Source organism: Geminocystis sp. NIES-3709, assembly GCF_001548115.1.
Classification (GTDB): Bacteria; Cyanobacteriota; Cyanobacteriia; order Cyanobacteriales; family Cyanobacteriaceae; genus Geminocystis.
This window is the reverse complement of record NZ_AP014821.1, coordinates 3583541-3597323: the sequence shown is the minus strand read 5'-3', so window position 1 is coordinate 3597323 and position 13783 is coordinate 3583541. Positions and strand designations below refer to the sequence as shown.

16 protein-coding genes are annotated in these 13783 nt (G+C 34.2%); 10 read left to right on the top strand and 6 right to left on the bottom strand.

What is annotated here, in order from left to right:
* Window positions 1–30 precede the first annotated feature (30 nt).
* Window positions 31–702: a Fe2+-dependent dioxygenase gene (locus GM3709_RS15285; protein WP_066120961.1), complete on the top strand. Its 672-nt coding sequence runs from the start codon at window positions 31–33 to the stop codon at window positions 700–702.
* Window positions 703–722: 20 nt separating this feature from the next.
* Here the strand turns inward: GM3709_RS15285 and GM3709_RS15280 are convergent, their stop codons facing one another.
* Complete coding sequence (locus tag GM3709_RS15280; protein ID WP_066120959.1) at window positions 723–1601, bottom strand: MBL fold metallo-hydrolase; 879 nt, start codon at window positions 1599–1601, stop codon at window positions 723–725.
* Between the two features lie 137 nt (window positions 1602–1738).
* Between GM3709_RS15280 and GM3709_RS15275 the strand changes: the two genes are divergently transcribed.
* From GM3709_RS15275 to GM3709_RS15265, 3 genes are all read left to right on the top strand, one after another.
* A complete protein-coding gene (locus GM3709_RS15275) occupies window positions 1739–2293 on the top strand; it encodes a hypothetical protein (protein WP_144439448.1) in 555 nt (184 codons plus the stop codon).
* Between the two features lie 161 nt (window positions 2294–2454).
* A complete protein-coding gene (ilvD, locus tag GM3709_RS15270) occupies window positions 2455–4143 on the top strand; it encodes a dihydroxy-acid dehydratase (RefSeq protein WP_066120954.1) in 1689 nt (562 codons plus the stop codon).
* Window positions 4144–4285: 142 nt separating this feature from the next.
* Window positions 4286–5014, top strand: a complete 729-nt coding sequence (locus GM3709_RS15265; protein WP_066120952.1) for a hypothetical protein — start codon at window positions 4286–4288, stop codon at window positions 5012–5014.
* 27 nt (window positions 5015–5041) lie between these two features.
* On the opposite strand, the gene GM3709_RS15260 is transcribed toward GM3709_RS15265, so the two are convergent.
* From GM3709_RS15260 to GM3709_RS15245, 4 genes are all read right to left on the bottom strand, one after another.
* On the bottom strand, window positions 5042–5494 hold the full coding sequence (locus GM3709_RS15260; RefSeq protein WP_066120950.1) for a DUF3465 domain-containing protein: 453 nt from the start codon (window positions 5492–5494) through the stop codon (window positions 5042–5044).
* A 197-nt stretch (window positions 5495–5691) separates the two neighbouring features.
* Window positions 5692–7824: a glycine--tRNA ligase subunit beta gene (gene glyS / locus GM3709_RS15255; protein ID WP_066120948.1), complete on the bottom strand. Its 2133-nt coding sequence runs from the start codon at window positions 7822–7824 to the stop codon at window positions 5692–5694.
* A 197-nt stretch (window positions 7825–8021) separates the two neighbouring features.
* Window positions 8022–8393, bottom strand: coding sequence for a DUF1823 family protein (locus GM3709_RS15250; protein ID WP_066120945.1), 372 nt, complete (start codon window positions 8391–8393; stop codon window positions 8022–8024).
* A gap of 31 nt (window positions 8394–8424) precedes the next feature.
* Window positions 8425–9270, bottom strand: a complete 846-nt coding sequence (locus GM3709_RS15245; RefSeq protein WP_066120943.1) for a prohibitin family protein — start codon at window positions 9268–9270, stop codon at window positions 8425–8427.
* A gap of 134 nt (window positions 9271–9404) precedes the next feature.
* Between GM3709_RS15245 and GM3709_RS15240 the strand changes: the two genes are divergently transcribed.
* Both GM3709_RS15240 and GM3709_RS15235 read left to right on the top strand, forming a co-directional pair.
* Window positions 9405–9758 carry a hypothetical protein gene (locus GM3709_RS15240; protein WP_066120939.1) on the top strand — a complete coding sequence of 118 codons (354 nt, stop codon included), beginning with the start codon at window positions 9405–9407 and terminating at the stop codon, window positions 9756–9758.
* Window positions 9759–9833: 75 nt separating this feature from the next.
* Entirely contained in the window at window positions 9834–10268 is a 435-nt protein-coding gene (locus tag GM3709_RS15235) for a DUF4079 domain-containing protein (RefSeq protein ID WP_066120935.1), read from the top strand.
* A gap of 71 nt (window positions 10269–10339) precedes the next feature.
* Here the strand turns inward: GM3709_RS15235 and GM3709_RS15230 are convergent, their stop codons facing one another.
* A complete protein-coding gene (locus GM3709_RS15230; protein WP_066120933.1) occupies window positions 10340–10945 on the bottom strand; it encodes a PAP/fibrillin family protein in 606 nt (201 codons plus the stop codon).
* Window positions 10946–11010: 65 nt separating this feature from the next.
* On the opposite strand from GM3709_RS15230, the gene GM3709_RS15225 reads away from it, so the two are divergent.
* The 4 genes from GM3709_RS15225 to cobM all read left to right on the top strand — a co-directional run bounded on the left by GM3709_RS15225 (window position 11011) and on the right by cobM (window position 13649).
* Entirely contained in the window at window positions 11011–11271 is a 261-nt protein-coding gene (locus tag GM3709_RS15225; protein WP_066120931.1) for a DUF3134 domain-containing protein, read from the top strand.
* 100 nt (window positions 11272–11371) lie between these two features.
* Window positions 11372–12361, top strand: a complete 990-nt coding sequence (locus GM3709_RS15220; protein WP_066120929.1) for a saccharopine dehydrogenase-like oxidoreductase — start codon at window positions 11372–11374, stop codon at window positions 12359–12361.
* 89 nt (window positions 12362–12450) lie between these two features.
* Window positions 12451–12855 carry an 8-oxo-dGTP diphosphatase MutT gene (mutT, locus tag GM3709_RS15215; RefSeq protein WP_066120927.1) on the top strand — a complete coding sequence of 135 codons (405 nt, stop codon included), beginning with the start codon at window positions 12451–12453 and terminating at the stop codon, window positions 12853–12855.
* Between the two features lie 26 nt (window positions 12856–12881).
* The gene (cobM, locus tag GM3709_RS15210; RefSeq protein ID WP_066120925.1) at window positions 12882–13649 is read left to right on the top strand and encodes a precorrin-4 C(11)-methyltransferase; all 768 of its coding nucleotides are present in this window, start codon (window positions 12882–12884) and stop codon (window positions 13647–13649) included.
* Window positions 13650–13783 lie beyond the last annotated feature (134 nt).

The window sequence follows — 13783 nt, the reverse complement described above, 5'->3', positions numbered from 1 at the left end:
CAAAAAAACTATATTTACCATTGATAATGAATGATTATTCATTTAGATAATATTTTGACAACAGAAGCTCTAATGGTTATCAACCAACAATTAGAAGTGGCTCAATTCATTGATGGAAAAAAAACCGCAGGTTGGCACGCTGTTACGGTGAAAAATAATCAGCAGTTATCATCCCAATCATCTCAAGCGGAAACCTTAAAAAAGATGATTTATAAGGCTTTAGAAAATAATAGTGTATTTCAGATGGCTACTTTACCCAGAAAAATTCACTCTCTATTACTGAGTCGTTATGAACAGGGTATGGGTTATGGTTCTCATGTGGATAACGCTTTGATGGGAACTTCTTCTATTTTTCGATCGGATATTTCTTTTACTATTTTTCTTAATTCACCATCAGAATATGAAGGAGGAGAACTTGTTTTAGAAGAAATCAATGGAGAACGATCGTTTAAATTGGAAGCGGGATCACTAATACTATATCCTTCTTATACTTTACATCGAGTGGAAACTGTTGCATCTGGAATTAGAAAAGTTGCAGTGGGTTGGATACAAAGTTTAGTTAGGGATGCACAAAAGCGAGAAATTTTATTTGAGTTAGATACTGTGCGTCGTTCTATTTTTAACAAAGAAGGAAAAACCACAGAGTTTGATTTACTTTCTAAGTGTCACGCAAATTTATTAAGACAATTTGCCGAGAATTAATTTTCTTTACAGAAAGATTACTATTTGAGTGTACTTTCTATCCACTGGATACACTCTTTTAACTTCTGTCGCATTGTCTCTTTATCACTATAATAACGTCGGCCATGGCCGGGTAATACCCAATTAAAGGAATATGGAGTCAATTTTTCCATAGATTCCGCTAGTTTTTCCCAGGAGTACCAACAATGATTTTTAAAAGCAATTAGTTGATTGAGGTTTTCTGACCATGCTAAATGATCTCCTGTAAATAAAAACTCATCTTTACATAACATAACAGTATGACCTTTGGTGTGTCCGGGTACGGGAATAATTACAATTTCAGACTCAAATTGAAGTGGTTTATCAATATCTAACGGAATCTCAATATTTTGTGTGGTAGAGGTGATGTCATCACGGTGTAAGATTCGATCGCAGTTAAAATGATCATGAAACTTTTGGTGATCTGCAATATCGTCTTTGTGAGTTAGATAAAGATATTTAATCCCCCCCATTTCTTCGAGTCGTTTGACTAAAGCAGGATTAAACTTAGGAGAATCAACTAAGATATTACCTTCTTTCCTTTGAATAAAATAACTGGCGGCGGCAAAAGACTTTTCGGAGTGATAACCACAATGATAAACATTATGAGCGATCGGGATAGGAAAGCTATTTTGTGCCTGTTGAATTTTTTGTGGTGGATTTAAAGTACCGATGGAAGCTGTCGGACAAGATAGCAACGCTTGTAAGGCTTTTATCTCTTCAGATGAGGTAGAAGGTTGTTCATAAACTGCCGATTGTTCACCAATACGGGAAAAAGTAGAGGGTGCCATCCAACGACAAGTATCACAATCAATACAAGTGCTATCAACATAGAAATTTCCTGCTATATTTTCCTCTCGTTTTTGTTCTAATCTTGCCATAGTGTTAATTTTTTATTCGTATTTTTCCATCATATCGCAGTGATAAATAGGTTTAACTGAAATTTGACATCAGTATAGAAATAGAAAAAAATGTTAAATTTTAAAATATTTACAAATTTCTCAGGAATAAGTAACGAATGTCATCATACTCTATGTTTTTTGTTAAGAATATTGATTTTGAGGTGATTCGGCGAGTTCATCAAAATATAGAACCAGTTAAAAGCTCTTCTTTTGTACGATGCAGTTATCAAAAGGATGCGAACCCTCCTGAAGATGATGTTCTGATCGGTAATATTTCCCTTACCCAAGTCCAATCTAAACAGCTTGGGGAAGTAATTTTTATCTATGGAGATACTTCGATCGATGGTTTTGTTTACGAGCACGCTAGAGATGGTGTATTGTTGCGAAAACTCGTCTGGTTTCCAATGCTCGATGATGAATGGACAGCAGGTTGGCTGTGTGCTGTGGGCGAACCTGAGTCTTGGGAAAAAGTGTTATTCAGTTCTGATCGACTTGAGAGATATATTCAAAACGAACGCACACGTTACGAGGATGAAAATCGGATTGATGAATTTGATTTGTACGAAGCTAATATAAGAGCTGATTGGGCTTCTGGGCGTATAATTGCGGGGAAAACTTACCCTGAGTGTGATGGCACTGTTACAGCATTAGTTGAACAATTTATAATTTGATTGTCAATATTTATAAGCTAAGACGCATTTAAGTTCCATATAATTTGATGAAAAATAAATATATCCTTCCTCCTGTCTTCTAAAAATCAAAAGTTATTTTTTCTGTGCATTGTTATTGCAGATCATGAGAAAATGGAAATAATATGAATATTGTAATTGACATGACAGAAAATTTAAAAAGTAAAGCTATTACTCAAGGAGTACAACGCTCGCCTAACCGTGCTATGCTTAGAGCCGTTGGCTTTGGGGATAATGATTTTACCAAGCCGATTGTTGGGGTTGCCAATGGTTATAGTACTATTACTCCTTGCAATATGGGCTTAAATGAATTGGCTTTGAAAGCAGAAGCAAGTATTAAAAATGCCGGGGGAATGCCCCAAATGTTCGGTACAATCACCATCAGTGATGGTATTTCTATGGGTACAGAAGGGATGAAATATTCTTTAGTTTCCAGAGATGTTATTGCAGATTCGATCGAGACGGCTTGTACTGGTCAAAGTATGGACGGTGTAATCGCTATCGGTGGTTGTGATAAAAATATGCCGGGGGCGATGATTGCCATTGCGAGGATGAATATCCCCGGTATTTTTGTTTATGGTGGCACGATTAAACCAGGACATCATAACGGTAAAGATTTAACAGTAGTAAGTGCCTTTGAAGCTGTCGGGCAATATAGTGCAGGAAAAATTGATGAGACAGAATTAACTGCTATTGAGAAAAATGCTTGTCCAGGTGCTGGTTCTTGTGGTGGAATGTTTACAGCTAATACTATGTCTTCAGCTTTTGAAGCTATGGGTATGAGTCTTCCTTATTCTTCCACAATGGCCGCAGAAGATCCAGAAAAAGCCGAAAGTACAGAAAAATCAGCACAGGTGTTAGTTGAAGCTATTCGTCAACAAATTTTACCTAGTCAAATCCTCACCCGTAAAGCCTTTGAAAATGCCATTTCGGTCATTATGGCTATAGGTGGTTCAACTAATGCTGTATTGCATTTATTGGCGATCGCTAATACTATGGGAGTTGAGTTAACCTTAGATGACTTTGAGACTATTCGTCAAAGAGTACCCGTAATTTGTGACTTAAAACCATCAGGACGTTACGTTACTGTTGATTTACACAATGCTGGTGGTATTCCTCAAGTGATGAAAATGTTGTTAGTTAACGGCTTATTACATGGTGACGCTTTAACAGTTACTGGTAAAACGATCGCTGAAGTTTTGGCAAATATTCCCGAAAATCCTCCCACCAATCAAGATGTAATTCGTCAGTGGAATAATCCTTTATACAAAGAAGGACATTTAGCCATTCTTAAGGGTAACTTAGCAAGTGAGGGATCTGTGGCTAAAATTAGCGGTGTTAAAAACCCCAAAATGACTGGCCCTGCAAGAGTTTTTGAGTCTGAAGAAGAATGTTTATCTGCTATTTTGGACGGCAAAATTCAGGCCGGAGATGTGGTTATTGTACGTTATGAAGGCCCTGTTGGTGGCCCTGGTATGCGTGAAATGTTAGCTCCCACATCGGCTATTATTGGTGCAGGTTTAGGAGATAAGGTTGGTTTAATTACGGATGGACGCTTTTCCGGCGGTACTTATGGTTTAGTGGTGGGTCATGTTGCCCCAGAGGCCGCTATTGGTGGTAATATTGCTTTAGTAAAAGAGGGTGATAGTATTACGATCGATGCCCATGAAAAACTTTTACAAATTAATATCTCTGAGGAAGAATTATTGCAACGTCGTCAAGAATGGCAACCTCCTCAACCTCGTTATCCTAGAGGAGTTTTAGGCAAATATGCAAAATTGGTATCTTCTAGTAGCTTAGGTGCAGTGACAGATTTAAACTTATTTAATTAAATCTTACCTTAAAGGGCATAAAATGTTATGCCCCTAGAATTACTCGATCTCATTCAGAGATGCTCACTCTATGATTATTCATTATAATATTTGATAATTGTAACTATAATTTTCCAAAAAATTAGTAACTTTGGTAACTAAAATGTCTATTAATCGATCGAGAATTTCACATCACAATATAATTTTAAATAATCAATATTTGAGATGTTTAAATAATCGAAAAACTTATTTATTTCTCTTAGGACTTACCTTGAGTGTAGGAGATCTAAAGTTAATTTTAGCTACTTCTATTTTTACGGGAACAATGTTAGTTACTTATCAGTATAAAAATATACCATGGAAAAATTATTATAAATATTTAACAGATATTTTAACACCTCAAAATAAACAATTAATTCTATCTATCTCTACTGCTGGAATTTTAGCTATTAGTAGTTATTTAATCTTAAATATTTGGACAGAAATTGACAATAAATGGTTAGCTTTAGGGATTATTTGGCAAGTTATATTTAGCACGATCGGATTGGGATTTTTAGGATGGAAAACACTGCAAAAACCTCAAAAAAACTCACAAGTTTTTACTTTTTCTGACTTAATTAAACAATTAAATACTGATTCACCCTTAGAAAAATTATGGGCAATTAATGAAATTATTAAGCTATGGGAAAATAATCAACTTACCCAAGAAGAAATAAGACAAACTAAAGAATATTTTAGCTTATTAAGAGAATTAGAAACAGAAATTATTATCGTTAATAAAATTAATAGAAGTTTAGAAAAAATATCGTTAAAAGAAATGCAACCTGTTAATTTTCCCACAAGAGTTAATCAAAAATCACGACAAAAAACACCTTTTATTATTCGATCGTAATTTGATTAATTAAGTTATCAAAAAACTTTATTGATATATTTTTCCTTTGTGTTTTAGCCATCCATGAGGATGTTTTCCTTGAGGATCTCTATGTGTCCAATGAATTACACCACCTTGCGCATTCCATTCATATTCTCCATAAAAAATGATTATATCACCAGTTTTTAAACTATTAATACGAGGTGCAATATCAATATTATGAGCAACTAACAAAGTTTGTCCAGAATTTAACTTAACTATAAATCTTTGATGTTTCCCCCCTTCTAAATCATCTTTTAATAGTTTAATGACGATTCCTTGTCCTTGTACTTGAATATTAGATATTTTTTTATTAAAAGCATTTTTAAATATTTGATCACTATTATTATTTTGAGCAATAATAGTTTCAGCAAAACTAACTTTTATTTGAGATGAAAAAGTATAAATTAACGGAAATAAAATAAGAGTAAAGATTAATTTTATGAGAAATCTATTTTTCATATTTAAGACTAAACAAAATTATATATTAACAACCAAATTGTGGGGGAAGTTTTAGGGTTTAGGTTAATTTTGCCAAATCTGTTTAATTATTTAATTAAATAATTCTAAGTAAAATCAATTGTTAATGGTTTTTCATCAATTATTTATCTAATACCTAATACCTTACCCTTACTCATAAATTTTGTGTCGAACTGAGGTTATTTAACGATCGAGCCAAAATCAGCTAAAATACGACTATGATTACGCAATAAGCCTAATAAATTAAGACGATTATTTTTTATATTTTCATTGTCAGCCATAACTAAAACACTATTTTCTCCATCAAAAAAATTGGTAACTTTAGGATTAATTTTTAGTAAAGCATTGGTTAATAATTGATAGTTACTTTCATTTTTAGCTTGTTCACTAATGGGTACTAATTCTTGTAAACCTTGATAAAATTCTTTTTCAGATATAGACTCAAATAAATTTGGATTAATAATATCTGGATTTAATTCTTTAGTATTTAAAATACCCTTGGAGGCTAATTTCGTTGATCGATTTACAGTTTCATAAATTTGAGTTAGAGTACCATTATTACGAATTTCTTGTAAAAATAAAGCCCTATCTCTTACATCTAATAAGTTGTTTAACGCCCTTTCTATATATTCAGAATCATTATCTCCTAAGACAGCATTGACTAAGTCATAATCAATATTTAATTCGTCTTGTAAAAGGGTATTAATTCTTTGAATGAAAAACTCTTTAATAGTATTTAAAGGAGACTCTTTTTTTCTGTGTGCCGTCACAAATTCTTCACAGGCTTGACTTAATAATGTCTGCAAATTTAGATTAAGACTACCATGCCATGTAATGTTAATAATAGCATTTGCCGATCGTCTCAAAGCAAAAGGATCACTCGAACCTGTAGGAATCATGCCTAACCCAATTATACTAACAATAGTATCAATACGATCGCTAATACCTACAACTTGCCCATTAAGGGTTTGAGGCATAATATCTCCTGCATTTCTAGGTAAATAATGCTCATAAATTCCCTTGGCAACCGTAGCAGATTCACCACTAACAAGGGCATATTTTTCCCCCATAATGCCTTGTAATTCAGGAAATTCGTACACCATTTGCGTTACCAAGTCAGCTTTACATAGAGAAGCAGTACTTTCAACTTCAGTACGTTGCAGTTCATTTAAGTTCAATTGTTCGCTAATTTGTTGACTAATGGCGATGATACGATTAACTTTATCGTGCATTGACCCTAAATCTTCTTGAAAGGTGACGGTTTCCAATTGAGGTAAATAAGTCTCTAAATGCTCATCACAATCAGCTTGATAGAAAAATTGAGCATCCGCTAACCTTGCTCGAATTACTTTAGCGTTTCCAGTGGCGATAATGTCAGATTTTTTAGGATCTCCATTGGATATAGTGATAAAATAGGGCAATAATTCCTCTTTTTCGTTTCTTATGGGAAAATAACGCTGATGAGTTACCATTACAGTACTAATTACTTCTGAAGGCAATGCTAAAAATTCTGGCTCAAATTTCCCTAAAACGGCGGTAGGATATTCGACTAAATTAGTAACTTCTGTCAATAAATCGGGGTATATTTCGGCTTTTCCTCCTACTGTATCTGCTAAAACCTTTATTTCTCCTTCTATCTTCGTTTTTCTGGTATGTACATCGGCTAAAACACAAGCCTTTTCTAAAGAATCAACATATTTATCCGGAGAGGAAATAGATACAGGGGAGGGGTTTAAAATACGATGTCCGGTTGTAACTCGATCGCTGTTTAAAGTAGTTGAACCATTTACTAACTCAATGGGTAAAATTTCATTATCCCAAAGGGCAACAATACTACGAATAGGGCGAGGAAAACGTAAGTCTCCATCACTCCAACGCATAAACCTTCTACCTTCTAACTTGGTAATCCATTGGGGTATCAAATCCGTTAATATTTTAGTCGTTTCTTTGCCTTCAGTTTTTTTATTAACAAAAATAAACTCTCCTTTATCAGTAGATTTAATCTGAAAATCCTCTACGGAAACCCCTTGTTTACGGGCAAAACCTTCGGCGGCGGGGGTGGGTTTACCATCTTTAAAAGCACTTTTTACAGGAGGGCCTTTTATTTCTTCTTCTCGATCGAGTTGTTTACTTTCTAATCCTTCAATAAATACAGCTAATCGTCTTGGAGTACCATAAATCTTAACATCTTTAGGAGACAAAAATTCATCAACTAAATTTTGTGTAATTTTATTTTGCCATTGACTGATGGCACTATCGATAAAATCCGCAGGTAATTCTTCTGTACCAATCTCTAAAAGAAAATTAGGCATATTCTAAATTTTTTGATAATCACTTTTCCTTCAATTATCGACTATTGTCTCTCAATAATCAACGATGAAGGATAGTGTAGGTTACAAGAATTGATTTTAAAATTCCTAAAATTGATTTTTCTCGATTTATTTTGTTGGTATTATTGTACTGATGCAAGATCTGAGTTTTATCTGCAATAAACCTTCTTAATTTATTATCAATTATGAGTTATTTTTCGATAGCTTAATAACCAATTTGCGATCGTTGCTCTACGAGTATGACGGGGAGTAAATTCACCGATTTTATAGCCTTTAAATCCTAGTTCTTCTTTTAAAAGTTGTTTATTTTCTGAAGGAATAGAACGGGTTAACTTCACTGTGGGAGGACGATTAGCAATAAAATCTGGAGGAGTGGGATATTCTTGTTTCCAAGATTCTTCTACTTGAGAATTATCCCATTTTTGATCAACAGAATCATAACGATAACCCAAATAATACCAAACTAATTGATTGGCAATATTATCGTCTAATTTTTCTTCTAGGATTTGCCAAATGGTTTCATTATTCAGAGGTGGTAACTTCTCTAACATAGTATTCTAAATTTAATGATTAATTTTTGAACTATTTTTCTAAATCGCTCATATTAAAAATAAAAGGTATATTTCCATTAGTACTACTTCCACTACTAATCAATACTTTGGGCATTTGTGCGCCTCCTTCTCTCCATGCTTCGATCGCCTCTTTCTGTAATACTAATACACCACCTTCAGCATTTAAAGTTTCTGCGAGTAATCTTTGCGCTTCGGCTTTACCCTTGGCGCGATTAATGTCTGCTTGAGCTTGTTGTTCTGCTTCTTGAGCAATATAAACTGCCCGTTGTGCTCTTTGTTCAGCGATCTGTTTTTCTTCTACTGCCCTAGCAAATTCCGGAGAAAAAGTCAGATCAACTACGCTAGTATCTAAAACGATAATGCCGTATTTATCTAAACGAGAATTGAGAGCGTTATCAAAATCATCTTTTAATTCTGTTCGTTTGGTTATGGCTTCTTCTACAGTACGTTTAGCGGCGGCAACTTTAAAAGATTCTTGAGTTTGAGGTGCGATAATTTTAGCAACAATATTTTGTAAAGTTCCTTGAGTTCTCCTAATTTCGACTATTTTCAAGGGATCAAGACGAAAGTTAATAGCAAAACTAGCAGTCAAATCTTGTAAATCTCTGGTAGAACTTTGGGCGGGTACTTCAAATTTTTGAACAGTGACATCATAAACATCAACGCTAGAAACAATAGGAGGTTTAAAATGAAGACCTTCTAATAATGCACCATCATGAGCTTTTCCTAAAATACTTAAAACACCTGCTTGTCCGGGGTTTATAATGATGAATGAGTTAAAACCGATGAATACTAATAAAACGGCTAAAATTCCCGCAATTAGATTTGATATACTGGTACTTGATTGATTATCCAATTTTTTACACTCCTTCAATTAGCAACTTTATGTATAAATTTTAACATTTACCTCGAAGATACTATGATTGAAACAAAAGAATCTTAATCACCTGAATTTTCATCTCAAACTAAAGTTTTATTAGATCAATAACTATGAATAAATTTTTGTTTTTTGTCTCTTTGATGGCCATGGTATTTATTCCTTCACAACTACCGGTGGAAGCTAGTGAGGCTAAGTGTGTAATTAAGGATGGAGCAAATCAAGTGGTTTTTCGTGATAAGTGTATTTTTGAACAATTTGGAGGTAATGGTAGTTTTATGATCAAGGCTAAATCTGGATTAATCTACGATCGAGTTTCTATTTCTGTGGCGATTATTAAACCGGGAGTAGCAGAAGTAAGAGGACTGACGACAGAAGGTATTAATTCTCGTTGGGGAGAAGCGATTCGATCGAAATCAGATAAAGCCTGTTGGGTAGGAGATGACTTTACCATTTGTGCTTATTAATTAGGTTTTTTCATTCCTCAATTTTTAATAGAGGAAAATAATGAGTTGGCACTTAGATACACATAACAAAAATCCATGAATTTACCATCTTTTCTCTGGTTATGGAAAATCGCTGCTTGGTCTATGGGATTGACCATAACTTGCTATGTAATATTAGGTCTATCAGGTACTTTTTTATACAAAATTCGTCAGGAGAAACAACCTCAAAAAAAATGGTTAAGACCATTACACCGATCAATCGGTATAGTTATGGTGACACTTATTCTATTGTTATTATCGATCGGAATTATCGGAACGATCGGACATTATGGCAATCTAGGTCATTCATGGCACTTACTCGCAGGGTTAATTATTGTTTGTTTCGCCCTATTCTCGGCTTGGAGTTCCACCCAAATACATCCTACAAAACCTTGGGCAAGAATCCTTCATGTTAGAGCGAATATCGCTTTATTTTTCGCTCTTTTATTTGTAGGTTTAACAGGGTGGGGAGTGGTTCAAAAATATTTATGATAGAGAGGAGACTAAAATCCTAAAATTAACTGTTTTCCGTCTTCATTTTCTATGGTCAATCCGGCATTCTTCTAACAACGTTCTAAAATAAAAACACTACCTTGGTGTCCTCTTGCAATTCTTAAGGTTTCATCTAAATAGGTTATTTCTAACCATCCTTGAGAATTATTTCTCCCGAAAATTCGATCGCTAAGGTTAAAATCAAAATCAAAGGGAGGAAAATATTTTCCCGTTTCAATTTTCTTAATTAAATCTTTGGGGGAAAGATACCCTAATAATCTCTGTAAACCGATAATCGATCGTTGAAATTGTACATTAACTCGTTTTGCGGATACCGTTTCAAAATTGGCACTAACACTTACTAAACCATCTAAAAAAGGTAAGCCAACAATTTCTGCAATATTATAAATTTTAGTTGCTTCTATGCGAACACATTGATAAATTTCTCCTAAATGTAGTAAAGGAATATTCTCTAATCCTAAAACACTTTTGCTAGTGGTATAAAGCAAACGCCAATCACCATTAAGTAACTTGGGATAATTTAAAGGATTTTGGTTAGGGTTATGATCTTCTAATTTTTCGATCGCCGTTAAAATATCTACTTTTTCTGTTTCCGTGACAGACAATCCTCGATTTTTGTTAGCGATAAGTTGTAACAATTCTGCTTTTAAATTCATAATTATCGATCGTGCTTTAAATGCTATAATGACAAGTTGCCCTAATTTAACTATTTTATTAGTTTATGAAAAATCCTGCCTTGCGTAAAGAGAAACGTTATGAACCTGCTCCTGTGATTCCCCTTAAGCAAGACGGTTCTCTTTTAGATTGGTTAGACGCAAATAATCGTATTATTTACAGGGAAGAAAAAGAAGATAAAATAATTGACGTGGACTTATCAGAAGAAGAAGAAATCTCCGATCTCATAGAGGGTGAAGATGATGATTTTGATACGGATTTGGATGACTTAGATGTTGATCTTGACGATGATACCGATATTATTTAAAACCATTAACAGTTAATTATCTTCTATTTAGTTGATTTTTGACTGTTAATTATTAATGACAATGACGATAGTTTTTTACGGAGTATAAGTTATATATTTTATGAATAATCAAAAAATCAGAGTTGGTGTTTTAGGTTTTGGTGGTTTAGGTCAAGCGGCCGCAAGAATATTACAACACAAATCAGAAATGTGTTTAGTGGCAGTAGCAGACCAAAAAGGTTATGCTTATAATCCCAAAGGCTTAAATCCTGATGTTTTAATTCCCACTTATCATCAACAAGGATCGATCGGATATTTACCAGAATATGGAGTTTCAAGTAATAATAGCATTTCTGACTTAATTTCTCAAGGTCAAGTTGATGGATACTTTCTCGCCTTACCAAATCTTCCTAATACTTTCATGGCCGATGTTGCACGTCAGTTTATCTCTTCTGGATGGCGTGGTGTTTTAGTCGATGCTTTAAAACGTACCAGTGCCGTAGAACAGTTATTACAACTACAAACAGAACTGTCTCAAGGTGGAATTACTTATTTAACTGGTTGTGGTGCCACTCCCGGATTATTGACGGCGGCGGCGGCGATCGCAGCTCAAAGTTTTACAGAAATTCATCAAGTAAAAATAACTTTCGGTGTAGGTATTGCTAATTGGGAAGCCTATCGTGCCACGATTAGAGAAGATATTGCCCATTTACCCGGTTTTGATGTTGACAAAGCTAAAGCTATGACAGACGAAGAAGTTGAGGCATTTTTAGATCAAACTAATGGTATTCTCACCCTTGAGAATATGGAACACGCTGATGATATTATGCTTGAATTAGCCGGTATTTGCGATCGATCTCAAGTTTCAGTGGGGGGTGTGGTAGATACTCGTAATTCCAAAAAACCTCTAAGTACCAATGTTCAAATTACGGGGCGCACCTTTGAAGGGAAAATTTCGACTCATACCTTCACTTTAGGAGATGAAACCAGTATGGCAGCCAATGTCTGTGGCCCTGCTTTTGGGTATTTGAAAACGGGTATAAAACTTCATCAACAAAATCTCCATGGCTTATTTACCGCCGCCGAAGTGATGCCTTTATTTGTAAGATAACAGTTGATACTTCGTAATGAGTACCTAACCTCTAAGTTAGAACAACATTTTCTAATTCCTAATTTCTAATTCTCCATTTCTAATTCCCTATGAATTTACCTCATAAAAAAATCGGTGTTGCCGTAATTGTCAATGAAGAAGAAAAAATACTAATTGATAAACGTTTACCCACTGGTTTAATGGCAAATCTATGGGAATTTCCGGGAGGAAAAATCGAAGCGAGAGAAACTCCTGAAGATTGTATTCGACGAGAAATTCAAGAAGAATTGGGGGTTATCATTGAAGTCGATCGACATTTAATTGATATTACCCACTCTTACAGTGAATTTTCTGTTACTTTATGTGTTTATATTTGTAAACTTATCGAGGGACAACCCCAACCCCTACAATGTGCTGAAGTTCGATGGGTAGAAGTATCACAATTACATAATTTTGAGTTTCCCACAGCGAATAAAGAGATTATTTCTACTTTGGAATTGACATTTAATAAATAAATCAAGACTTATAATTACTAATTATTATGAAGCCATCCGTGTATTTTATTGGAGCAGGCCCTGGAGATCCTGATTTATTAACAGTTAAAGCCTATAAAATTTTACAAGAAGCTGATGTTATTCTCTATGCGGATTCTTTAGTACCCAAACAAATTTTAAAAAATGTTAAGCAAGAAGCTCAGTTAATTGCAACAGGTAATCAAATTTTAGAGAAAATAGTCCCTTTGATGATTCAAAAAGTTAAAGAGGGTTTAATGGTTGTTAGACTTCAATCAGGAGATTTATGTCTTTATAGTGCCATTTATGAACAAATGAGGGCATTAGCAGAAGCAAATATCTCTTTTGAGTTAGTACCCGGTATTAGTGCTTATCAGGCGGCCTCGGCGAAAATTAGCAGTGAGTTAACTATTCCTGAGTTAGTACAGACCATTATTTTAACCCGTGTTAGTGGTAGCGCTTCTGCTGTACCAGAAAAAGAGGAATTAAAGAGTTTAGCGGCACATCAAGCTAGTTTATGTTTGTATTTGGCCGCCCGTCATGTCAGAAAAGCTCAAAAGGATTTATTAGTACATTATCCTGCGGATACTCCTGTGGCAGTGTGTTATAGAGTTGGTTGGGAAGATGAAAAAATTTTTATTGTCCCTCTTACGGAAATGGCGATCGTAACAGAAAATAATAATTTAATTCGTACCACTATGTATATTATTAGTCCCGCCCTTAAAAAACTCTCAGATTATGAATTTCGTTCTCGTTTATATCATCCTAATCATAAACATTTATTTCGTCCACATTAGATAAAACCTAACTTTGATATAAGATTGATTAATAAAGGAAATGAAAAAATATAGATATAAAATGAGGATTTATTTATAAGATTTTATTTTATTTTTAATTTTTGAAGAAGGCTATTATCTTCTTATATAAATTG

Excerpts from the sequence above, each read along its gene's own strand:
- ilvD (WP_066120954.1), top strand. The coding sequence starts at position 2,455 with ATGACAGAAAATTTAAAAAGTAAAGCTATTACTCAAGGAGTACAACGC.
- GM3709_RS15285 (WP_066120961.1), top strand. The coding sequence starts at position 31 with ATGATTATTCATTTAGATAATATTTTGACAACAGAAGCTCTAATGGTT.
- cobM (WP_066120925.1), top strand. The coding sequence starts at position 12,882 with ATGAAGCCATCCGTGTATTTTATTGGAGCAGGCCCTGGAGATCCTGAT.
- mutT (WP_066120927.1), top strand. The coding sequence starts at position 12,451 with ATGAATTTACCTCATAAAAAAATCGGTGTTGCCGTAATTGTCAATGAA.
- GM3709_RS15225 (WP_066120931.1), top strand. The coding sequence starts at position 11,011 with ATGAAAAATCCTGCCTTGCGTAAAGAGAAACGTTATGAACCTGCTCCT.
- GM3709_RS15235 (WP_066120935.1), top strand. The coding sequence starts at position 9,834 with ATGAATTTACCATCTTTTCTCTGGTTATGGAAAATCGCTGCTTGGTCT.
- GM3709_RS15280 (WP_066120959.1), bottom strand. The coding sequence starts at position 1,601 with ATGGCAAGATTAGAACAAAAACGAGAGGAAAATATAGCAGGAAATTTC.
- GM3709_RS15275 (WP_144439448.1), top strand. The coding sequence starts at position 1,739 with ATGTCATCATACTCTATGTTTTTTGTTAAGAATATTGATTTTGAGGTG.
- GM3709_RS15230 (WP_066120933.1), bottom strand. The coding sequence starts at position 10,945 with ATGAATTTAAAAGCAGAATTGTTACAACTTATCGCTAACAAAAATCGA.
- GM3709_RS15220 (WP_066120929.1), top strand. The coding sequence starts at position 11,372 with ATGAATAATCAAAAAATCAGAGTTGGTGTTTTAGGTTTTGGTGGTTTA.
- GM3709_RS15250 (WP_066120945.1), bottom strand. The coding sequence starts at position 8,393 with ATGTTAGAGAAGTTACCACCTCTGAATAATGAAACCATTTGGCAAATC.
- glyS (WP_066120948.1), bottom strand. The coding sequence starts at position 7,824 with ATGCCTAATTTTCTTTTAGAGATTGGTACAGAAGAATTACCTGCGGAT.
- GM3709_RS15265 (WP_066120952.1), top strand. The coding sequence starts at position 4,286 with ATGTCTATTAATCGATCGAGAATTTCACATCACAATATAATTTTAAAT.
- GM3709_RS15240 (WP_066120939.1), top strand. The coding sequence starts at position 9,405 with ATGAATAAATTTTTGTTTTTTGTCTCTTTGATGGCCATGGTATTTATT.
- GM3709_RS15260 (WP_066120950.1), bottom strand. The coding sequence starts at position 5,494 with ATGAAAAATAGATTTCTCATAAAATTAATCTTTACTCTTATTTTATTT.